The sequence below is a fragment of the Methylobacterium oxalidis genome (genome assembly GCF_007992195.1).
Classification (GTDB): Bacteria; Pseudomonadota; Alphaproteobacteria; order Rhizobiales; family Beijerinckiaceae; genus Methylobacterium; species Methylobacterium oxalidis.
This window is the reverse complement of the sequence record NZ_BJZU01000143.1, coordinates 1-20,223: the sequence shown is the minus strand read 5'-3', so window position 1 is coordinate 20,223 and position 20,223 is coordinate 1. Positions and strand designations below refer to the sequence as shown.

Below are 20,223 nucleotides of genomic sequence, written 5' to 3'. Positions count from 1 at the left end.
AACCGTCGCCTTTTCAGCCCAAGCCGCCTGCTGAGCCTCTTCCTTTGAACTGGCCCTCTCGGTTGCGGCCTAACGCGCACCGCGAACTAGGCTGAGAGCAAGCTTCGGAAAGTGGCACGCTGAGGCACTCATCCTGGCCGCGCAGAACGTCGCTTGGACGAAAATTGAGCTCGAAGCGGATAGGCCGCTTTCGGCCAGTATTGGCCCTTAAATATCGCACCTAATCTCGTCGTCCAGCCAATCTTGGAGGCCTCTCCGAAGCGCTCATTTATCAGCTATGCGTGATAGCTCAAGATATTCTCGGTTTTCAAAAGCCGACATCCGAGCCAGAGCCTGGCCATTGTAAAGAGTACAAGGGCCTAGGTCGGATGTTCAGCGTCCCGCACCCTGTGCTACGCTCGAATATATTACCCAGCATAACCGAAGAGTCATGCGGCCATCATTGCGCATAGCGGGTGAAGACGAAGTCGTCCGTTGGCTTTGTGCGAGTGTGGCAGGGGAAACATGTCTTCATCAAAGCCTCGCTGCGATTGGCCCTGCCGCCTTCGAACTGGCCGTACCCCCAGCCTCCTGTCTCAATGTACTTCTTGGCATCCTTGACACTGATCTGGAGGTTGGTGGAGACGCCCGGAACGAAGGATTGTTCTCGCCCAAATGCTGCGTTGTTTTCCTGTGACGGCACATGCTTCCAAGCCAGTCTCGCGATTACCGTGCCGTCGGGGAAGGGACGCGTCCCTTCTCGAAAGGCTTTGATCGCGATGTCATTTCCGAGAACGGCACGAAGGTCATTGAGGTCGCCCGCTTCATGAGCAACGCTGATCATCCGCCAGTCGCGGTAACCAGCAGGAATCTCGACACCGAAGATCGGGGAGATCTTGTCATGACTGCCTCCGACCGAGTTTGACGTCAGGGGTAAGAAGCACGTTGCAGCCGCGATAGCAGCCGCGATAGCAGCCGACCGGAAGTAGGTTAGGTTCATAAAGTCCTCTCCCGCAATAACGACTGCCAGTTGAAAATGACTCGCGACTCATTATTCCTTTTCAAGGAAGGCAGAAGACCTTATCCGTTTCTGGCCCCCAAGAACTGCGGAAAAGATCAAGGATCTTGAATGCCGGCCCACCCATGAAGCGCTAGATCGCGCGCGGGTGCCAGAGGAGAGCCCGCGGCGCGAACCCGAGCTGCGCCTTGGCCCGGTGGTTGGAAGCTCCGGTCAGACGCGTGTGGTAGTAGACAGCTTCCTCGCCAGCCGACTTCAGCGCTTCCTCAATCGTCACGCGCGGCGGCGCATCAACCCACTGGGCGAACGCCGGCAACCATTCGGCGACCGGCAGTGGATCGTCGTCAACCACGTTGTAGACGCCGGGCTCAGCCTTCAGAGCGGCGACTGTCGCGGCGACTGCATCGTCGATGTGCACGAACGACCAGACGGCATTGCCATCTCCGATGATGGATGCCTGTCCCTCCCGCACCTGATCCGCGACGGCGCCGTCCGGGCGGTACCAAGTGCCAGGTCCATAGAAGAAGCCGTATCGCAGTACGACGCCATCCATCGCCGATGCGAGAACCTCGTTCTCACCTTCGCCGGTAACGCGTGTGCTCTCGCCGATCACACCAGGGGCGTCGTAGCGGAGCTTCGCTGTCTCATCGGCAAGCTGCCCGTCCGGCGCATCTAGGTAAAAGCCGTGTGACTGCAGCATAAAACGTCCGACGCCGGCCCGCTGCGCGGCCTCACGAAGGTCGCGGCCGCCCTCCCGATGAAGCCGGGTGTTGTTGGGCAAGGACTTGATGATGTCGGCGGGGTTTGCAGGAAGCCAAGTGAGCTGATCGATCACCACGTCGGGCGCCGCCACCTCGATCGCCGTCTGCACCGCCTCCCGGTCGAAGGCGTCTGCACCGACAACCTCGGCCCCAACCTCACGCAGGCGAGCTGTGCCCCCGCCCGATCGCGTCATGCCGGCCACCTGATAGCCGAGGGTACACAGTGCCCGCACAAGTGGGAGGCCAATGGCGCCGGTAGCGCCCGCGATGAAGATCTTCATGGCTAGGCCTCGCGTCTTCTGTTTTGCGCGGGCGGCGGTGCCATTGCACGCCAAGCGCCGTGTAGCCGCGCAACTCGGCGTGAGAGGACCGAGCCTCAGTTCCCGAACGGTATCACCAGTTCCGTCGCCTTCGTGTCCAGCACGAACACCGCGAGCAGCTTGGCCGGTTCTGTATCGCTGGCATTGGCGCTGACGCTGTGGCGGTCGCCGGGCCGCTCCGAGAAGTTCTGCCCGGCCTTGTAGGTCGTCACCGGTCCATCGTTGATCTGACTGCGAATCGCTCCCTCGAGAACGGTCGCGTAGATGAAGGCGGACTTCGGATGCGTGTGGCCGGCCGAGAAGCCGCCCGGACCATACTCGACGAGCACGCCCTTGATGCTCTTGCCCGGGACGTTTGGCAGCTCGTGCTCGTAGACGATGGTCACTTTGGCGCTCTTCTCCTTCGATGCGTCGGCGAGAGCACCGCCGGACGCCATAGCAGCCAGAAGCAGCGGGAAGAGTATGCTTTTCATGGCGCCGTATCCTTCGAACGACGGGGTTCGTCAGGCGGCGGCCCTCGAATGGCGGAGCCACTCGTCCAATCCGATCCGGCCGAGGAGCGCCTTGCCCAGCGGCACGATGGAGTGGTCCTCGACGCGCCCGCCGAAGTAGCGGGCCTCGGGATCGCGCACGACGTCGCGCGGATCGCCGACCGCTTTCAGGTAGCGGGCGACGATCTCGTTGAACGGTGCCCGTTCAGGGCCGGCGATCTCGATGATGCCGCTCCTTGGCTCAGCGAGCGCCGCATCAGCGACGAAGGCAGCAACGTCATCTGCCGCGATGGGCTGGAACAGGCCAGGCGAAAGCCTGACCACATTGCCATCCGCGCTTGAGGCGGCGATGGCGCCGAGGAACTCCAGGAACTGGGTCGCGCGGACGATGGTGTAAGGGATGCCGGAGCACTCGATCAGCTTCTCCTGCGCGACCTTGGCGCGGAAGTAGCCGTTCTCAGGTGTCCGCTCGATTCCGACGATCGATAGCGCGACATGGTGACGGACGCCGGCTGCAGTCTCTGCCGCGAGAAGGTTGCGGCCGGAGGTTTTGAAGAACTCCAACACCGCCTCGTCCTCGAACGAGGGCGAGTTGGTGAGGTCGATCACCACCTGCGTGCCGGCCATGGCCTCGCCGAGCCCTTCGCCGGTGATGGTGTTGACGCCGGCCTTCGGCGAGGCGGCGACGACCTCGTGACCGTGCTGCCGCAGGATCGCGACGGCTTTCGAGCCGATCAGGCCGGTGCCGCCGATGACGACGATTTTCATGATCCACCTCCCTGTCGACGACTGGAGGACGTTGACCACTATCTCCCCGGCGGATGAATCGCTGGTATCACCCTGCGGCAATCCTGAACCGATCCCGGCGCCTTGGCCATCGCCTTGCCAGCGACTGTCATCAACCGTGCCGGGCCGTTGCCGAGTGATCTGGCAGAGGGAGCATCATGCTTTGTACGAAGTCGACAAATGCACTGTATAAGTTGATGCGATACAGCGTGACACGCTAGTAGCCGATACATCTCGGCACCGAATGGCATCAAGCAGAACAATCAAGGTTGCAGCGTATTTTTTGATTGGCTATAAATGAAGAAGTGGTGCTCGTGAGTGCCTCATATGGCCGACCGCTGTATGGCCAGGATGGCCGCCTCCATCATAGCCATCGCCTCGTTCGAGATTGCCGTTGATGCGGTAGCTCTGACTCAGGAGGGCTTGCAGGCGCGCTTGACCGCACACCAGCCTGAACAGACAGAAGCAGTCGCTGACACGGCTCAGAAGGACAACTCGGTCGCGAAAGTGGGCAAGTCCGTCTTCAGGGATTGCGCCGCCATTTGTCCTCAGATGGTCGTCATTTCAGGTGGAAAGTTCATGATGGGCTCCGCAGAAGACGAGCCCTTTCGGAGTGCGACTGAAGGTCCAGCGCACGAAGTAACAATCGCGACGTTCGCGGTTTCCAGGTTCGAGGTGACCTTCGACGAATGGGATGCTTGTGTGGCCGCCGCGGCATGCCGCCGGGCTGCAGATGGCTGGGGACGAGGGACGATGCCCGTCGTCAACGTGACGTGGCGTGATGCCAAGCAATATGCCACCTGGCTTTCGCGCACCACAGGCAAGAACTATCGGCTGCTTACCGAAGCGGAATGGGAGTACGCCGCAAGAGCGGGCGGCAAAACTCCGTACTCATGGGGAGATGATCCTACAGGCGCCAACGCCAATTGTGCTGAATGTGGCAGCGTCTGGGATAGCACGCAGACGGCGGTCGTTGGATCATTCAAGCCGAACGCATTCGGACTGCATGACATGCACGGCAACGTCTGGGAGTGGGTCGAGGATTGCTGGCATGACAACTATTATGGCGCACCCAGCGATGGCTCGGCATGGGTGCAGAGCGGTGATCCGGTCTACCGCGTAATCCGTGGTGGCTCTTGGCGAAACGAGAGCGAGTTTCTTCGCGCAGCTGTTCGTTTCAAGCGGAACGTCAACGTTGAGTTTGACACTCTCGGGTTTCGTGTAGCGAGAGAATTAGAGTATCAGTAGAAATTTCGAGCGAAGGTGGGTTCGGGTTCGATTGTATGCAAGATTACAGCGATCGCGTACCAAGTTAAACGGCGCCAGTCTGTTCGCAAACTACAATTCCTGGCAGCAAAGCAGATCCAAGGGCACTACGATGGGCACACTGCTTGCCTCAGTCATAGAAGCTCACGACAGTGCGGGCCGTTGGCAAGACTTCGAAAGGGTTGAGGCGACGATCGTTTCACAGGGAGATCTGTGGGGTATCAAAGGGCTGCCGCAAGATGCAACGCCGCGTCGCATGAGCGTCTGGCTGCATGAGCAGCGGGCTTCCGTCGAGCCGTTCGGGGATCCAGACTGGCACGCCGCGTTTACATCGGAGCGGGTCGCGATCGAACGAAGCGACGGCACGGTCGTGCAGGAGCGGTCGACATCACGCTCATCATTCGATGGGCACAATTTCGAAACCCCGTGGGATCCTTTGCACCGGGCCTACTTCAACGGCTACGCGATGTGGAACTACCTGACGATGCCGTTCCTCCTCGCGGCACCCGGGGTCACAGTGCAGGAAATTGCGCCGTGGCAAGAAGGGGGTGAGACGTGGCGCGTGCTTCGTGCTTCCTTCCCGCCCAGCCTTGCTACGCACAGCACGAGCCAGGATTTCTATTTCGGGCGCGATCTGCTGCTGCGTCGGCACGACTACGATGTCGATGTCGCGGGTGGTTTCGGCGCGGCCCAGCTCGTCCACGACTACATCGAAGGCGATGGCATCCGGCTGCCGAGCAAGCGGCGAGCCTATCTGCGAGATGCCACGCGACAGACTGTTCGGGAGTCACTCATGGTGTCGATCGACATCAGTGACGTGCATTTTTCTTGAGTTTAGCTCGGCGCCACGAGGGCCGACACCTGAGGGAGAAAGCGCATGGACGAGGAGAGTGCGGTTCTGGCCGGCGGCTGCTTCTGGGGCATGCAGGATCTGATTCGGCGTCAGGATGGTGTGCTGTCCACGCGCGTCGGCTACACGGGCGGGGACGTGCCCAACGCGACCTATCGCAACCATGGCTCTCACGCCGAGGCCATCGAGATCGTCTTCGACCCGGCGCGGACGAGCTACCGTCAGATCCTGGAGTTCTTCTTCCAGATCCATGACCCGACGACGCTGAACCGTCAGGGCAACGATCTCGGCGCGAGCTACCGCTCGGCCATCTTCTACACGAGCGAGGAGCAGAGGCGGATCGCCGAGGACACGATCGCGGACGTGGATGCCTCGGGGCTCTGGCCCGGCAAGGTGGTCACCGAAATGGCGCCGGCTGGTCCGTTCTGGGAGGCGGAGCCAGAGCACCAGGGCTACCTAGAGCGGTATCCGGGCGGCTACACCTGCCACTTCGTGCGGCCCGGTTGGAAACTCCCCGTTCGCGCGCAGGCGCTGCACGATCATTGAGGAGCGCTGCAAAGATCTGCGGCACAGCCTCCGGGTGCATCCTCCACGGCGCGAGTACTTGAGGTCTGCCACAGGTCGCTTTGAGTCGGCCGCTTGGGGCGCAAGGGACATCTGCTTCTGCACACTCCCATGCGGAAAGCAGACCGGCCGCTCTCGGCCACCATTGGGCGCTCAAACTCTTCCGCGGAGCTTTCGCTTCAACTCGCCCGGCTCGCCGCGGTCGCCATCTTCATGCAACTCGATCAAAGGCCGGCAGCACAAGGAAGGCGGAGGTCATTACAAACCTGGCTAGCGTACAGCAGGTCGCTGGTGATGGACTGCTCCGTGGCGTGGCGGCCTCTGGTAACGGCGGTGAGGAGCTTGAGGCACCGGCGCCACCTGCCGATCCGGGATAGCTGAGCCATCATGAGCCGCGACGACGCGGCGAGCCTGCTCAACGGTCATGCCGCAGACCGTCATTCCTTGAATGGTGCCCAGGGCGCGGTTGTATTCAGGCAGATTGGGACATCCGGCAAAACCAAAAGCCCAGGCCGTGGCGGGCGCAGCAAACGAGGTCATCAGCGCGAGTACAGCAGGACCGATTTTCAACGACATAGCCGATGCTCCTTGCGGCCGATGCCTAACTGTCCGTTTCACCCGCGCCCGTTGAGAGCGGAAGTTTCCGGCGCGCCAGGGTGGGTGAAATTATCCCGACCGATCCATGAAGAACGCGACGGCATCGTTCACGGCTTCGGGAAGTACGGTTAGGTGCGCTCGTCCGGGGATCAACCGAAACTGGCTCTGCAAGCCAGGTATCCGATCGAGCCGGTCCGCCATCGCGCGAGCAAGCTCGACCGTTCGCGCCGATCTCAGCCGGCTCAGGCGTGCCTCCCTGTCCGAGGCATCGCGTTGAAACGGCGCCAGTTCCGCCTCGTAAGCCCCGGCGAGGAGGAGCACGCGCGTGCGAACAGGCGGTCCCGTCTCAAGACGCTCGATGCTCTTCAGCAGCGCGAGATCCTCCCAATATATGGACGGGCTCGCCGCAATCCAATGTGAGAAGGCCGTTGGCAGGTTGGCCAAGGCGTAGAGGACGAAGAGGCCGCCGAAGGAATGCCCGAACAGGGCTTGCCGCGAAGGGTCGATGCGGCAGCGCCGCTCGACCGCGGGTTTCAGTTCGTCCGCGACGAAGCGCAGGAAGGTGTCAGCGCCACCCGTCCGCAGCTCGGGGGTGCCGGGCTTATGAGGCGGATACGATCGGCCAGGCGGCGGGGTGTAGTCCCAGGAGCGTCGTACGCTGTCGTAGGCCCCATCCGTCGGATAGCCGACGCCGACGATCGCGAAGCGCGAGCCGATCCCGGTGGCATCCGGATAGGGCGCTTGGACACGCTCGATATCGATGGCTGTCGCAGTCACCGCGTTGCCGTCGAGCAGATACAGGACAGGCCAGCCGGCTGGGGGCGCCTCGCCAGGAGGAACGTAGAGCGTGACACGCCAGGGTGCCTTAGCCCCCTCACCGCCGAGATCGAAGTTGATCGCCCCAGGAAGCCGCGCCGGCTCGTCCGGATCTGCTACGGCTGCGACAGAGCGGGTGCCCAGCATCGCCCCAACCGCTGAGAGGAATGCGAAGGTGCGTCGCGAGAGGATCGCCTTCACCGGACGCGACCGGCGACTGAGTTGAGATTCGTCATCCAGCCTTCATCAACCACCGCCAAGCCAGCTTCAACCTACCACCGATAGATCAGGCTGCCGATGACGGTTGCCGGCTGGTTGAAGTTGCAGAAGCCGAACGAGCAGGTTGTGTAGTTCCGGTCGAAGATATTGTAGGCGTTCACCTGTGCGCGCAGGCCCTTGTACTTCGGATCGATTGCCGCGAAATCGTAGGCGATCAGTGCGTCGTAGAGGGTCACGGCCGTGTTGCGCACCGTGTTCTGGTCATCGGCGAAGCTCGGGCCGATGAAGCGGATGCCGCCGCCGATCTGCAGGCCGAAGAGGGGCGAGGACAGCGGGAAGGCGTAGGTCAGGAACGAGGCATAGGTGTCGCTGGGGATGCCCGAGACGCGGTTCCCGTTAAGCGACTCGCCGGTGAACGAGGTCGAGTTCACGAACCGAATGTCGACGTGGGTGTAGGCGATGGTCAGGTTCGTACCCGGCGCGAGGTTGGCGGTGGCCTCGGCCTCGAAGCCCTTCGAGCGCACGGCGCCGCCGGCGGTCTGGAACGCGATGTTGGTCGCGTCGGGGATCAGGATGTTCGACTGGTTGATCTCGAAGCCTGCGAACGCGGCCTGGATGTTGGTGCCGGGGATCAGGTACTTCACCCCCGCCTCGATCTGGTCGCCGGTCGCCGGCCTGAACGCCTGGCCGTTCCGATCCAGACCGACCTGCGGCGTGAAGGTGGTGGCGTAGCTGGCATAGGGCACGAGCCCCGGCGCCAGAACGTAGCCAAGCCCGACCCGACCGGTGAAGGCGGAGTTGTCCTGGCGCGAGACCGCGCTGTCCGGTGTGGCGTAGTTGTTCTGGAAGACCCAGTCGTGGCGTCCGTTGAGCGTCAGGATGAAGTCGCCGAACTTGGCCTGATCCTGCAGGTAGACGCCGATCTGGTCCTGGCTCTGGCGCGAAGCCGGCCCCAGGGCCGGTGTTGCGATGAACTGCTGGCCGTAGTTGCGCGTGACGAGGTTCAGATCCGGGGCTAGGCCGAAGCCGAGGCGCTGGCTCAGGCTGTAGCGGGCGTAGTCGACGCCGCCGACCACGGTGTGGGCGATCGGGCCGGTGGCGAAGCGCGCCTCCAGCTGGTTGTCCAGCGTCTGCTGCACCAGGCCCTCGCGGATGTAGCCGGTATCACGCGTGCCGATCGTACGCGCCACGTTGATGTTGTTGATATCGACGTACTTGCCGACCAGGAACAGCCCGTAGTGCCGGAAGTTCTGACGAAAGATCAGGTCCGGCGTGAACTTGTGCTCGAAGGCGTAGCCGACCCGGTACTGTGTCTGGTCGAGGCCGATAAAGCGCGGGTCGCCCTGATAGAAATTGGACACCCGGAAGCCGGGGTCGTTGTAGAAGAACGTCGCCGCCGGCGTGTTGGTGATCTGGAACTCGCTCAGGAACGTGACCGTGGTGTCGGCCGACGGCTTCCAGGTGAAGGCGGGCGCGAGGTAGAGCTGGTCGTCGGTGGTGCCGAGGCCGATGAAGGTGCCGGCTTCCCGCCGCAGGCCGGTGAGGCGGTAGGCCATGGTGCCGTCCGAACCTGGGACGGGACCGCCGACGTCGAAGTTGCCCTGGAAGCGGTCGAAGCTGCCGGCTTGGAACTGCACCTCGCCGAACGGCACGAAGACCGGGCGCTTGGTCGTGATGTCGAGGATGCCGCCGGGCGAGCCGAGGCCGTAGAGGCCGGAAGCCGGGCCGCGCAGAATGGTCAGCGCCTCTGCGCCGTAGGGCTCGCTCTTCGGGTAGGCGAAGCCGCTGCCGATCACGCGCAGGCCGTCGCGGTAGATGCCCTGGTTGGTGAGCACGTCGAAGCCGCGGATGAAGATCTGGTCGAAGCGCGGGTCGAAGCCCGACCGGGCGCTGATGGCTCCGGGGACATAGTTGACCGCGTCGGTGAAGGTCTGGACATTGCGGTCGTTGAGCTGCTCGCGGGTGAGGACGGAGACCGACTGCGGCACCTCGATCAGGGGGGTGTTGGTCTTGGTGGCGGCCGTCGCGACCCGGGCGACGTAGCCGGTGATCCCCGATGGTCCACCGCCGCCACCGCTCGTGGCGGCCGTACCGCCGTCACCGGCACTGAGGTTGCTGGCCGCCGCGGGGGCGGATGCCACGCCCTCGACCGAGAGCTGATCGAGCTGCACGGCGGTGTCCTGCGCGTTTGCGGCCCCAGCGAGGCAGGTCGTCGCCAGGAGCAGAGCGAGACGGAAGGATCGATCGGACATGAAGCACGCCGACCCGCGCCTCAAGCGGCGCCGTATCGGTCACATTGCCGTTTGCGGATTAAGAGGCAAGCCGAAAACGTGTTGTAAATCACACACTTAGAACGGCTCAAATATGAAATTCTTCTAAGCTTGGGTATGGCCGCGCGTTAGGAATGCGGCCATGCAGGTTCGCTGTGATCATCTCTCTGTGAAAGCGTGGCTTCAGAGCGCTCAGATTTTAGGGGCAGCTGCTGCCCCGGCAGCAGGATCCTCGCCCTGGAGGACGTCGCTTGACGCCTCTCGAGCAAATTCCAGGCCGCCAAGCGGCCCGCAACTCCTGGCAGGCGCCCGGCGCGTCGAGGAGCATTGCTTTGGGGCAGGCGGCGCGCCATCAAGCCCGATCGACCCGGAGCACGCCCGTGTCGGCGTCCGCGAAGCCGCTGTAAGGGACGCGGCAAGCGGAGCAGCGCCAGCCGACGCGGCGGAGCCCCTCGGCGCTGACGCCACTACCCTCCGGCTCATTGGGTGTTATGAAGCCCCTCCGATTATGGCCTCGGCCGAGGTTGGGGCCGGTTTGACGAGCCGTCTTCGATGACGGCGGCACTGGTGCGCTTCGCGGGGCTGATCGGGCTCGGCGCTGCGGAGATTCCGCAATCGCCGGGTTGAGCACACGGGCTAGGGCGTCAGCCTCTGAGCGCGCCGCTTCCTCGATCGGGTAACAACAGGCGGACCGACTGTGCGGGATCCCGAGATCGGACGGCACCAGGCCCCAGCAGAAGTTGCGTGGGCCATCCGCGCTCCGCTCGGTCGAAACTCTGAGAAAGCAGGTCTCTCGGCCGGGCATAGCTGATCCTGTCACAGCTATCCGCTGGGGCCAAGGCGACGCAGCAAGGGCTCGGGTGATCTGGCGCTAAGATCCAGCCGCGCTCCGCGTCGACTAAGCCGCCTGGCTCGCGTAATCGGCATTGTGGCGCCTTCTGGCAATTCCTGAATGCAGATGCACGCCTCCCGCAAGAGCGCGCTTCAGTCGGGAAGGCCGCATTACTCAACGCCCGCGAAGACGAATCTGCGAGTTATTGATCTTTGCCCACTAGATCGAGCCCAGAAACAATCATATAAAAAGTTTTTTTTACAACATTCATTAATTTTACACATTGCTGGTGTTCGATGGGTGTCGACGACTGAAGTCAGAAAAGGTTTTGTCTAATACTGAACAGAAATTCTCCCAGATATACGTCATATATAATCCCCCCGCATGTGGGCTGCCAAGGATCTCAGTATGTATTGGGCCAGATCGAAAGGCTCTCAACGCTGAAACATTCGAGATCCTTAATGCCGCCATGCAAAGGATAGCAGCCCAGGTCGATGTCTTCGTTGAGGAAGCTTCTCATCATCGTGCGTCCCGTGTTTGGCGCGTGAAGCTGGCTGCCTCCTGCGCCTAGCTTGAAGGCATCGGCGCGGCGAATGTCGCGCAAGGGCGATGCCGAGCTCCCGCACATCTCAGGGTTTCGACACGGGATTGTCGTCGTCGAGCCGGAGCGACCAGATCAGGCTGCCCTGCTCGTTGGTGAGCCAGGCCAGATTGGCTTTGTCGACGACTAGGAAGTCGCCTGCGCCCAGGGCCGCGCTCACCGCATCAGAGGCGGTGGCGGCCCCGATGGCCTGCTCCGACGTGACCTGGTTGGTGACGAGGCCGTCCGGCTCACGCCAGCCGCGGTGCAGCTGAAACGTGCTCATCGGCGAGCCGGCCGCTCAGGTTGCTCGGAGGACTGCTGCCCGGTCTGGGACGATCTGTTCCTCTATTATTCCAGTCGGCGGCACCTCTCCGGCGGGTTGAGAGTCCTGATCGAGGCCCTCAGGGCCTGACGGCCTTCGTTAGGTCGAGCGTCTCGTTCAACGTGAGCTATTTCTACCGCGTCCCTACATCCGAGATCGCTCTCAAATCTCGAACGCCACAGGGTGGAGCCGTCTCCGTCAGGATCCCGGGCAACGCGGGGTCGGACAGGCAGCCGTCCGCCACCGCATGCCCACCCAACCCCGGGCGTCAGATCTGGACCTGTCCGCCATCGACGAAGAGCTCGACGCCGTTGACGAAGCTCGCCTCGTCGGAGGCAAGGAACAGGACGGCTTTGGCAATTTCCTCGGGCTGTCCGATGCGCCCGGCCGGGATCTGTCCGGCGAGGTAGTCCTTGGTGCCCTTCGCCTGATCGCCGCCACCGAACAGCTCGTTCAGGCCGGCGGTCTCGGTGACGCCGGGGCTGATGGCATTCACCCGGATGCGGCGGTCCTTGAGGTCGAGGATCCAGTTGCGGGCGAAGTTGCGCACCGCCGCCTTGGTCGCCGAGTAGACGCTCAGCGCCGGGGTCCCGGAGACGCTCGTGGTCGAGGCGGTGAGGACCACCGCGCCGCCGTCCCTCAGGAGCGGCAGCGCCTTCTGTACGGTGAAAAGCACGCCCTTCACGTTGGTGTCGAAGGTCCTGTCGAAGTGCTCCTCGGTGATGGCGCCGAGGGGCGCGAACTCGCCCCCGCCCGCGTTGGCAACCACGACGTCGATCTGCGCGTGCTTCTGCTGGACCGCGTCGTAGAGGCGGTCGATGTCGGCGAGCCGCGCCATGTCGCCTTGGACGGCAGTGACGCGTCCGCCGATCTCCCGCACGGCCGCATCGAGGGCCTCCTGCCGACGTCCGGTGATGAACACCGAGGCACCCTCCTCGGAAAAGGCTCTCGCCGTGGCGAGCCCAATGCCGCTCGTGCCCCCCGTCACCACCACGACCTTGTTCTGGAACCGGTTCGTCATCGTCGTTCTCCGTCGTTCGGCTTCGCTTGCGCCGTTGCCCACAGAGATGCCGCCGGAACGATGATGCGCGTAGCTGGCAAACCTGGCACGTAGCGTTCCATTTAAGGAACGGTGATGCGCGCTGACCTCAACGACTACCGCTACTTCGCCGAGGTCGTCGCCCATGGCGGCTTCGCCGCCGCGGGCCGGGCCTTGCGCGAGCCGAAATCGAAGCTCAGCCGTCGCGTCGCCGCTATCGAGGCGCGGCTGGGCCTGCGGCTCATCGAGCGGTCGAGCCGGCGCTTCCGCGTAACTGAGGTCGGGCATGCCTTCTACGAGCGCTGCCGGGCCATGATGCTGGAGGCCGAGCGGGCGGAGGCTGTGGTCGCGGAGGCTCAGGCCGAGCCGAACGGGCGCATTCGCATGAGCTGCCCAACGGGCTTGGTGGAGGTCGTATCCGCGAGCGTGCGCGGCTTCCTTACCAGGTACCCGAAAGTCAGGCTCCAGCTCGTCGCCGGCGACAAGCCCGTCGACCTGATCGAGCAGCGCATCGACGTAGCCCTGCGGGTGAGACTGGAGCTCACCACCGACGCCTCGCTGACCATGCGCTCTATGGGGCACTCGCGCTGGATCCTGGTCGCAAGCCCGCAAGTCGCCAGCCGCCTCGGCACCGACATCGCCGCGCTCGCCTCCTTCCCCACGCTTGGCACGAGCGACGACCCGGGCGAGGTGGAGTGGCGGTTCGAGCGGGAGGACGGCGCGTCGCACACGCTGCGCCACGAGCCGCGCATGACATGCGGCGACTTCGCTGTCCTGTGCGATGCGGCGGCCGACGGGCTCGGCATCGCCTACCTGCCCGATCATGCCTGCGCAGGTCACATCGCCTCGGGCAGGCTCGTTCACGTCCTGAGGAATTGGAGGAGCCGCGCCGGCATCGTCCACCTTGTCTTCACGACCCGACGCGGCCTGCCACCGGCCGTACGTGCCCTCATCGACCACTTGGCGGCAGCCTTCCCGAGGCTGTGAGCCCGCAGAGGCGGCGGCTCTCTTCGTCGCCTGAGGCTAAAGGTGCCAAGCGTCGGGCCTCAGGCACCAGCGTCGCCGCGTGGCCCAGGCGGTCACCACTCCGTCGCGACCTCCGGCCTGCGGCGGTTGATCACGCCGTAATTCACCGCGGTCCAGAACTCCGACGCCCTCGGGTCGGCAATCTCGGCCTCTGCCGCCTCGATGGCCGCGTGGTCGCCCGTGACAACGTAGTCCTCGACGTCGTTCAGTGAGGCGAAGGCAAACACCGAGATGCCGTCGATCTTAGAGCCCTCCGGGTCCGCCTGCGTCGAGCCGAACGGGTGCAGCTGGGTGCAGCGGCGCACGAAATCCGCCGTCGCGGCCTTCCCCGCCACGAGGTCGGCATGCTCCTTGAGCCAACGCGCCTGAAATGCTTCACGCATCAGCCCGGACCGGCGGCGATGGATCTTCACGAGGCTCACCGGGTCGCGGTGCCGCGCGCTCGGAATAACGATGTACTCGCGCGCCACCTCGCGTGTGACCATCCGGAACGCGGTGCGCTCGTCTGCGATGATGCGTTTCGCGTACTGCTCCTGGCCGAGCACCGCCTCGATGTCCTCCTCGGCCCCGTAGGCGATGTAGGCGAACCCATCCCAGCTCGGTCGCTCGTAGGTCGGAACGCGTGCCGCCGAGTCACGGACGAGCCTGCCCTCGCCATCGACCATGGCCCGGTAGGGTGGCCGGCAGTCCGACGAGGGACCGGAGGCGATCCTGTGCACCTGGTCGTAGCGCAGCACCCGGTCGTTTTGGGTGCCGGGTTCCTCGTAGGCGAATTTTGGTCCGTGGACTTTTCGCCAATACTCGTTCCAGTGCTCAAAGGCGCGGTTCGGGTCGGGCTCCAGGGCGAGTACGTTCGGGTGCCGGTCCGGGTGGGCGACCTCTCGGCCTGCGCGGTTGACGCCAGAGCCCGCATCGTGGAGTCGCTCGTCCTTCGGCGTGACGTCGGAGCGCGAGACGAAGGTCGGCGTTACGATCAGCGGCTTGTTGGTCGAACCGACGACGCGCCCGTGCGGCGGCCGCTGCAGCAACTCGGAATGGGCGAGGTCGGGTGCATCGGTCTTGCCAGGCATGCGTTCCCCTTCAAGGGGGGATAAGCCGCTTGCCGGAAGGTGGTTCAGGACGCGGGCGGGACTGTCTCGATTTGGCGTTCCGCCGACGCGACCACAAGCGCCGCGAAGCTGGCGGCGGCGACGTCTTCGGCGAGGCCCCATGTCCGCCCTGCCGATGTTCGCGAGTCGCCACCGCGCGCGGCTCGCCCGATCAGCGTGCCGGCGAGCGCTCCCGCGGCCCCAGCTAGGGCGCCGTAATTGGGAGAGGCGCGACGGCCGGTTAGAGCCCAGCCTCCTACCGCGCCGATGGCGAGCCGGAACGCGAAGGAGGGCGGTATCCGCCGGTCCGGCGCGAACGGCATCTTGTCCCCGGCCATCTCAGCCACGGCCGCCGTCGTGGCGAGAGCCCGGGCGCCCGGACCGCCGGGGATGAGGTCGCCGCGCGTCCGGCCCTGCGAGGCGGCCCACGTCAGCGCGGCGCAAGCGGACATGCTCCGCATCCCGGCCACGAACCCTATGCTGAAGGAGCCTTCGTACCCCTGCATGTGCCCAACCTGTATCTCGCGAAGCCCAACCTGACGGCAAGGCGAGAACGGCCGTCAATGTTCCGGAAAATGGCGTGGGCAGCCGAGGCATCGTTAGAGGTCGCGTGATTATGGGACATGACATGCTGATGTCGTGGCCGCCACTTATAGGTCTCCTCCTTCCTGCTGAGCGGACTTCTGGGTCGGCAGGCTTGAAGGTCTGCAAGGGGTCACTCTGAGGCATTCATCCGAGCCGCGCGGAATGTCCGCTTCACCGCCTTACCTGCTCCGAATTGGACCAGCAGCTTTCGGCCAGATCCGGCCAGCAGCATTGCGCGCAGCTCGGTCATTCCGCAGACAGATGGCAGCAGCTCCGAAACAGACGCCCGCCGGTGAGAGTTACGGAGAGGCGGCTTGATCTTTATGGTCGACAAAAGGCTATGAGAGGCCGCAACATTCGAAAGACTGAATGCGATTCGCTCTGAACGATATTTAAATGCTTTATTCTAAGTAAATTTGGGCCGGTTCTTTTCACCGCTAGCATTTTGCATATTGGCTGCACCGAGCCGACACTCGCTCCGGCAGAGAGCGATTTCGGCGAGATTTGAAAGCGATGAATGAAGCTTGACAGATTACTGTTGAAGAGTGCTGATGAAGGTCGCCCGGAACGCGCGGCTTTCCGAGCGACGTTCTACGCGCGCGTCGCGACTGCACCTGCTCCGACCTAGCAACTATCGAACCAAATCGGCCCCGACTTTGCAGATCACCGCGTCCTGATCACCCGTTCCACCGCTACAGCCGATCGCACCGATGAGCTTCCCGCCTTCGACCAGCGGGAAACCTCCTGGTGATGCGGCAAGCTGTGGGTCGAGCGTCCCGAGGTAGGGGTGTCCCGTCTCGTAGGCGTTGTAGAAGACCCGGCTCTCGCGGCGCCAACGAGCGGCGGTGCGCGCCTTGTTCTGCGAGATCGTAACAGAGGCAAGCTGAGCGCCATCCATCCTGACGAAGTGGACAAGATCGCCGTGGGTGTCGACGACCGCGATGTTCATCTTCCAGTTGCGCTTCACCGCTTCTGCCTCGGCAGCGGCGAGGACCTGCTTCGATCGCTCTAAGCTGATTGGAGCTCCATAGGGGATATCGAAGGGCATCTGCTCCGGCGTGCCGCCGGCCGGTGGCGGAGATGCCGTCTGCGCGAGCGAAGCGCCTGAACCGGCGAAAAATCCAGTCAGAGAGAGGCCGAGTGCCACTCGCGTCGCAATCCTCATTGATTTCCTCCACGACGTCCCGGAAAGCCCGACACGGAGCCCAATTCTCTGATGCGTTCTCGCGACGGGTCACCTTCTTGTTACGGTCAGATGCCGAGCGAGGCGATGGCGTGACGCCACTCGCCATGACAATGCGCCTCCGATCTAACAACCGTCGGTTGCCGAATGGCATCGGCGCCCGATAACGCCCCTGCATTCCGGAGAATTTCGATGACAGCACGGTCGTTTGGCTTAGGGAATCTAATGTTGGTCGGTCTGCTTCTGCCCCTGGGCGGAGCGCTGGCGCAGCAGGCCCCGAGCGGCACGCCAACGCCGGGCAGCGCCGAACCGGCAGCACCGAAACCTGCCGTCGCGCCGGCCCTGGCGCAGGACCGGGGCTCCGCCCTCTACGGCCGGCCGGAGGGCGGCGAGGCCGCCAAGCTCGCTCCGATCGCCGGGCCGCCGATCCCGACGGCGGCGGCCCGCCTTCCGCTCGATAAGCTGAAGGTGCCCAACGGCTTCAAGATCGAGGTCTTCGCGAGCGGCGTCGCCAACGCCCGGTCCCTGGCGCAGGGCGACAAGGGCACAGTCTTCGTGGGGACCCGCTCCCTAGACCGCGTCTACGCGGTGCGTCAGGTCGACGGGAAGCCCGTCGTCAAGGTCATCGCCTCGGGACTGCACCGCCCGAACGGCGTCGTGTTCCACAAGGGCGCGCTCTACGTCGCCGAACTGTCGAAGATCTGGCGTTTCGACGATATCGAGAACAATCTCGAGACTCCTCCGAAGCCGGTGCTGGTCTACGACGATCTGCCGAAGGACGAGGCGCATGGCTGGAAGTTCATAGCCATCGGGCCGGACGAGAAGCTTTATGTGCCCGTCGGCGCGCCTGGCAACATCCTGATCCCGCCCAACACCCACGCGCAGATCCGCCGGATGGATCTCGACGGAAAGAACGTCGAGGTCGTGGCTCGCGGCGTGCGCAACACGGTCGGCTTCGACTGGAACCCGGGCACGAAGCAACTCACCTTCACCGACAATGGCCGCGACTGGGTCTCGGAAGACATCCCGAACGACGAGCTGAACGTGCTCGCCGAACCCGGCAAGCAACATTTCGGCTATCCCTACTGTCACCAGGGCAATTTCACCGATCCGGAGTACGGCTGGGGCCGCTCCTGCGCAGAGTTCACCGCCCCGGTCGGCCTGCTCGGCCCCCACTCGGCTGCCCTCGGTATGCGTTTTTACACGGGAGGCCAGTTCCCGGCCGAGTACCGCAATGCGGTGCTGATCGCCCGCCACGGCTCCTGGAACAAGACCCAGAAGATCGGCGGCGACGTGGTCGTGGCCAAGCTCGGCTCGGATGGCAGGGTGGTGAGTCTGGAGCCCTTCCTGACAGGCTTCCTGCAGGACAACCGCTATGTCGGGCGGCCCGTCGACGTGCTGGTGGCCCAGGACGGCGCCCTCCTCATCTCGGACGATTTTAACGGCGCGATCTACCGCGTGAGCTACGGGCGCTGATTCGGAACGCCGTAGGGACGGCTTCCCTCCGGCCGACATTCGGCCCCTCCATGAATCCCGTCAGGAACCCGTCCATGCGGCGTCTCACAACCGGAGCCCTTCTCGCCCTCCTCATGCTCGGGAGTGCCCCCGCCGGGGCTGAGACCGTGGCGGAACGCCTGCCCGCCTGCCTCGCCTGCCACGGCGAGAGCGGAACCTCGGCCAATGCCGGCGTGCCCTCACTCGGCGGCATGCCGGCGGACTATGTGCTGACGCAGCTCTACCTGTTCCGCGAGAAGCAGCGCGTCGCCGACCCGATGAATGCGATGGCTGAGGGCTTGTCGGACGATGACCTGCACGCGCTCGGTGAGGCTATGGCCAAGCTGCCGCCGCCCACGCCCGCGAGAGAAGCCGACCCGAATCGGATGGCTGCGGCCCAGCCGCTCATCGCCAAGCACCAGTGCGGGTCCTGCCACGGGGAGGACCTCGCCGGTCGGGAGCAGATCCCGCGCATCGGCGCACAGCGTGAGGATTACCTGCTGGCGACGCTGCGCGCCTACAAGTCAAACGCGCGGGCCGGCTACGACCCGACCATGAACGAGGTGGCACAGGGTCTCTCAGACGCCGAGATCGTGGAACTCGCCTACGCAGTGGCCCATCGGTAGTCGACCCGGTCGGATGTCCAGCCCGAACGAATCGTGGCAGGCGAAGCGCACGGAGCCTGGACCGAGGTAGTCCGCGGGACCGACAAACTCTGCGCGAGCCGGCGCGAATTCCATCGTGACGCTGCCGGCCGATCCGGGCCCCGGGCGCGAGACCGGCAGCGTTGCCTCAGAAGCCGCTTATGTCGTCGGCGCGCGCTTGACGGCCCAGTTGGTGGGGACCGAGGATGGTGTTCGTCTCGCGAGGCAGGAGACGGCACGTGGACCTCACCCGACGTGTTCTCGTCCAGGTGGCCGCCTCGGCTGCGGGGACGCCTTCACGCGTGAGCGCGCCAGGGCAGCCGCCCCAGCCGGTCGTGGACGGCCTTGCGCAGCTCGCCGCCATGCCGGTGACCAGCAGCGGCCTTGTCGTGGCGGGCTCTGATGAACCGCGCTGGCAAGCTGCCCACCGCGCCGCCGAGCCGCTCTTCGTCGGCAGCGCCGTCAAGACGTTCATCCTCGCCCAGTGCCTGCGTGCCGTGGAGGCCGGCCAGCTCTCGGAAGACGAACAGCACGCGATCGAAGACGCCGTGCGCGCGCCGAGCAGTCCCGTGTTCCTCAACCTGACCGGCACGACGACGCTGCGCAGCGTGCTCGAGGCCATGATTGCCCACAGCGACAACACGGCGACCGACGTCGCGCTGGCGCTGGTGGGCCCGGACCGCGTGCGCGACCTCGTGCGCCAGGCCGGCCTGGGCTCCTCCCGCGTCCCTGACTCGACGCGCCGCCTCGTCTCCTACCTCGCCGGCGCCGAGCCGGGGACCGACCTCGGCTGGACCCAGCTTCAGCGCCTGCTGGCAGGCGGTCCTGCACCGGGGTCCTTGCGCGCGCCGATCAACGACGTTCAGACGATGATGAGCACTGCCGACGAGCTGGTCCGGTGGTACCGGCAGGCGCTGCTCGGCGGCGTCTTCGCGCAGCACAAGACCCTGGCCGAGTTCAAGCGGATCTCCGCCATGGCTGACAGCATCGCCATGGCCGTCCCGAGCGGCGTTGCCGCCTACGGCAAGGGCGGCAGCCTCGACTGGAGCGACTTCCACTGCTTCTGCCTGGCGGGGCAGATGATCGTTGCCGCCTCGCCGGTCACATTCTGCTTCACCATCAACTGGATCGGCCCGAACGGGTCGGTCCCCGGCCTCTTCAAGGACTATGTCTCCGCCGTTCGCACGGTTCTGCAAGCCGCGGCCCAAGCTGAGACGAAGTAGGACCTCGTCCTGCTGTTTCGGCAGCCGGTCGCGGCGACCCTGCGCGGCCGTGGGCCGCCCGGATCGGATCGCTTCAAGCTCCCGTCGCCACGTCTTGGAGGAGCCGGCACCCGCCGTGCGGTCGGTGTCCCGGCTCAGACGCGAACTGGAGTTGCGCTAGCTGACTAGCATTACAGTTGCATGTTCTTTCTGAGATGTGCCTGTCGAGCGGCAGCTTGGTGGGCGCGCCGCCAAGCTGACCATGCGAGCACGAAGCCAAGCTCAATG

Annotated in this window: 19 protein-coding genes; 7 read left to right on the top strand and 12 right to left on the bottom strand. The window is 64.4% G+C overall.

Going from position 1 to position 20,223, the window contains the following annotated elements; all coding sequences use genetic code 11:
- Nucleotides 1-439: 439 nt before the first annotated feature.
- The 4 genes from MOX02_RS26085 to MOX02_RS26070 form a co-directional block, all read right to left on the bottom strand.
- On the bottom strand, nucleotides 440-979 hold the full coding sequence (locus MOX02_RS26085; protein ID WP_147028734.1) for a cytochrome P460 family protein: 540 nt from the start codon (nucleotides 977-979) through the stop codon (nucleotides 440-442).
- A gap of 151 nt (nucleotides 980-1,130) precedes the next feature.
- Complete coding sequence (locus MOX02_RS26080; RefSeq protein ID WP_147028733.1) at nucleotides 1,131-2,039, bottom strand: NAD-dependent epimerase/dehydratase family protein; 909 nt, start codon at nucleotides 2,037-2,039, stop codon at nucleotides 1,131-1,133.
- 95 nt (nucleotides 2,040-2,134) lie between these two features.
- On the bottom strand, nucleotides 2,135-2,551 hold the full coding sequence (locus tag MOX02_RS26075) for a cupin domain-containing protein (protein WP_147028732.1): 417 nt from the start codon (nucleotides 2,549-2,551) through the stop codon (nucleotides 2,135-2,137).
- Nucleotides 2,552-2,581: 30 nt separating this feature from the next.
- A complete protein-coding gene (locus MOX02_RS26070) occupies nucleotides 2,582-3,337 on the bottom strand; it encodes an SDR family oxidoreductase (protein WP_147028731.1) in 756 nt (251 codons plus the stop codon).
- Nucleotides 3,338-3,706: 369 nt separating this feature from the next.
- Here MOX02_RS26070 and MOX02_RS26065 point away from each other — a divergent pair, with 369 nt between their 5' ends.
- The 3 genes from MOX02_RS26065 to msrA all read left to right on the top strand — a co-directional run bounded on the left by MOX02_RS26065 (nucleotide 3,707) and on the right by msrA (nucleotide 6,017).
- Complete coding sequence (locus MOX02_RS26065) at nucleotides 3,707-4,603, top strand: formylglycine-generating enzyme family protein (protein WP_170267998.1); 897 nt, start codon at nucleotides 3,707-3,709, stop codon at nucleotides 4,601-4,603.
- A gap of 130 nt (nucleotides 4,604-4,733) precedes the next feature.
- On the top strand, nucleotides 4,734-5,453 hold the full coding sequence (locus MOX02_RS26060; protein ID WP_147028729.1) for a hypothetical protein: 720 nt from the start codon (nucleotides 4,734-4,736) through the stop codon (nucleotides 5,451-5,453).
- A 45-nt stretch (nucleotides 5,454-5,498) separates the two neighbouring features.
- The gene (gene msrA, locus MOX02_RS26055) at nucleotides 5,499-6,017 is read left to right on the top strand and encodes a peptide-methionine (S)-S-oxide reductase MsrA (RefSeq protein WP_147028728.1); all 519 of its coding nucleotides are present in this window, start codon (nucleotides 5,499-5,501) and stop codon (nucleotides 6,015-6,017) included.
- 684 nt (nucleotides 6,018-6,701) lie between these two features.
- Here the strand turns inward: msrA and MOX02_RS26050 are convergent.
- From MOX02_RS26050 to MOX02_RS26025, 5 genes are all read right to left on the bottom strand, one after another.
- A complete protein-coding gene (locus tag MOX02_RS26050) occupies nucleotides 6,702-7,595 on the bottom strand; it encodes an alpha/beta hydrolase (protein WP_147028736.1) in 894 nt (297 codons plus the stop codon).
- A gap of 125 nt (nucleotides 7,596-7,720) precedes the next feature.
- On the bottom strand, nucleotides 7,721-9,919 hold the full coding sequence (locus MOX02_RS26045; protein WP_147028727.1) for a TonB-dependent siderophore receptor: 2,199 nt from the start codon (nucleotides 9,917-9,919) through the stop codon (nucleotides 7,721-7,723).
- 1,253 nt (nucleotides 9,920-11,172) lie between these two features.
- Nucleotides 11,173-11,373: a hypothetical protein gene (locus MOX02_RS26040; RefSeq protein WP_147028726.1), complete on the bottom strand. Its 201-nt coding sequence runs from the start codon at nucleotides 11,371-11,373 to the stop codon at nucleotides 11,173-11,175.
- 25 nt (nucleotides 11,374-11,398) lie between these two features.
- Nucleotides 11,399-11,635 carry a hypothetical protein gene (locus tag MOX02_RS26035; protein ID WP_147028725.1) on the bottom strand — a complete coding sequence of 79 codons (237 nt, stop codon included), beginning with the start codon at nucleotides 11,633-11,635 and terminating at the stop codon, nucleotides 11,399-11,401.
- A gap of 307 nt (nucleotides 11,636-11,942) precedes the next feature.
- Complete coding sequence (locus MOX02_RS26025; RefSeq protein ID WP_147028724.1) at nucleotides 11,943-12,695, bottom strand: SDR family NAD(P)-dependent oxidoreductase; 753 nt, start codon at nucleotides 12,693-12,695, stop codon at nucleotides 11,943-11,945.
- A 114-nt stretch (nucleotides 12,696-12,809) separates the two neighbouring features.
- Between MOX02_RS26025 and MOX02_RS26020 the strand changes: the two genes are divergently transcribed.
- A complete protein-coding gene (locus MOX02_RS26020; protein WP_174804970.1) occupies nucleotides 12,810-13,700 on the top strand; it encodes a LysR family transcriptional regulator in 891 nt (296 codons plus the stop codon).
- Nucleotides 13,701-13,792: 92 nt separating this feature from the next.
- On the opposite strand, the gene MOX02_RS26015 is transcribed toward MOX02_RS26020, so the two are convergent.
- From MOX02_RS26015 to MOX02_RS26005, 3 genes are all read right to left on the bottom strand, one after another.
- Complete coding sequence (locus MOX02_RS26015) at nucleotides 13,793-14,809, bottom strand: EthD domain-containing protein (protein WP_170267997.1); 1,017 nt, start codon at nucleotides 14,807-14,809, stop codon at nucleotides 13,793-13,795.
- A gap of 44 nt (nucleotides 14,810-14,853) precedes the next feature.
- A complete protein-coding gene (locus MOX02_RS26010) occupies nucleotides 14,854-15,333 on the bottom strand; it encodes a hypothetical protein (protein WP_147028721.1) in 480 nt (159 codons plus the stop codon).
- A gap of 710 nt (nucleotides 15,334-16,043) precedes the next feature.
- Nucleotides 16,044-16,559, bottom strand: coding sequence for a GlcG/HbpS family heme-binding protein (locus MOX02_RS26005; protein WP_238179282.1), 516 nt, complete (start codon nucleotides 16,557-16,559; stop codon nucleotides 16,044-16,046).
- Between the two features lie 261 nt (nucleotides 16,560-16,820).
- On the opposite strand from MOX02_RS26005, the gene MOX02_RS26000 reads away from it, so the two are divergent.
- The 3 genes from MOX02_RS26000 (at nucleotide 16,821) to MOX02_RS25990 (ending at nucleotide 19,956) form a co-directional block, all read left to right on the top strand.
- Entirely contained in the window at nucleotides 16,821-18,071 is a 1,251-nt protein-coding gene (locus MOX02_RS26000; RefSeq protein ID WP_244948454.1) for a PQQ-dependent sugar dehydrogenase, read from the top strand.
- A gap of 74 nt (nucleotides 18,072-18,145) precedes the next feature.
- A complete protein-coding gene (locus tag MOX02_RS25995; protein WP_147028719.1) occupies nucleotides 18,146-18,715 on the top strand; it encodes a c-type cytochrome in 570 nt (189 codons plus the stop codon).
- A gap of 257 nt (nucleotides 18,716-18,972) precedes the next feature.
- A complete protein-coding gene (locus tag MOX02_RS25990; protein ID WP_170267996.1) occupies nucleotides 18,973-19,956 on the top strand; it encodes a serine hydrolase in 984 nt (327 codons plus the stop codon).
- Nucleotides 19,957-20,223 lie beyond the last annotated feature (267 nt).

Excerpts from the sequence above, each read along its gene's own strand:
- MOX02_RS26075 (WP_147028732.1), bottom strand. The coding sequence starts at position 2,551 with ATGAAAAGCATACTCTTCCCGCTGCTTCTGGCTGCTATGGCGTCCGGC.
- MOX02_RS26000 (WP_244948454.1), top strand. The coding sequence starts at position 16,821 with ATGTTGGTCGGTCTGCTTCTGCCCCTGGGCGGAGCGCTGGCGCAGCAG.
- MOX02_RS26050 (WP_147028736.1), bottom strand. The coding sequence starts at position 7,595 with ATGCTGGGCACCCGCTCTGTCGCAGCCGTAGCAGATCCGGACGAGCCG.
- MOX02_RS26045 (WP_147028727.1), bottom strand. The coding sequence starts at position 9,919 with ATGTCCGATCGATCCTTCCGTCTCGCTCTGCTCCTGGCGACGACCTGC.
- MOX02_RS25995 (WP_147028719.1), top strand. The coding sequence starts at position 18,146 with ATGCGGCGTCTCACAACCGGAGCCCTTCTCGCCCTCCTCATGCTCGGG.
- MOX02_RS26010 (WP_147028721.1), bottom strand. The coding sequence starts at position 15,333 with ATGCAGGGGTACGAAGGCTCCTTCAGCATAGGGTTCGTGGCCGGGATG.
- MOX02_RS26085 (WP_147028734.1), bottom strand. The coding sequence starts at position 979 with ATGAACCTAACCTACTTCCGGTCGGCTGCTATCGCGGCTGCTATCGCG.
- MOX02_RS26015 (WP_170267997.1), bottom strand. The coding sequence starts at position 14,809 with ATGCCTGGCAAGACCGATGCACCCGACCTCGCCCATTCCGAGTTGCTG.
- MOX02_RS26020 (WP_174804970.1), top strand. The coding sequence starts at position 12,810 with ATGCGCGCTGACCTCAACGACTACCGCTACTTCGCCGAGGTCGTCGCC.
- MOX02_RS26025 (WP_147028724.1), bottom strand. The coding sequence starts at position 12,695 with ATGACGAACCGGTTCCAGAACAAGGTCGTGGTGGTGACGGGGGGCACG.
- MOX02_RS26070 (WP_147028731.1), bottom strand. The coding sequence starts at position 3,337 with ATGAAAATCGTCGTCATCGGCGGCACCGGCCTGATCGGCTCGAAAGCC.
- MOX02_RS26080 (WP_147028733.1), bottom strand. The coding sequence starts at position 2,039 with ATGAAGATCTTCATCGCGGGCGCTACCGGCGCCATTGGCCTCCCACTT.
- MOX02_RS26035 (WP_147028725.1), bottom strand. The coding sequence starts at position 11,635 with ATGAGCACGTTTCAGCTGCACCGCGGCTGGCGTGAGCCGGACGGCCTC.
- msrA (WP_147028728.1), top strand. The coding sequence starts at position 5,499 with ATGGACGAGGAGAGTGCGGTTCTGGCCGGCGGCTGCTTCTGGGGCATG.
- MOX02_RS26065 (WP_170267998.1), top strand. The coding sequence starts at position 3,707 with ATGGCCGCCTCCATCATAGCCATCGCCTCGTTCGAGATTGCCGTTGAT.
- MOX02_RS26060 (WP_147028729.1), top strand. The coding sequence starts at position 4,734 with ATGGGCACACTGCTTGCCTCAGTCATAGAAGCTCACGACAGTGCGGGC.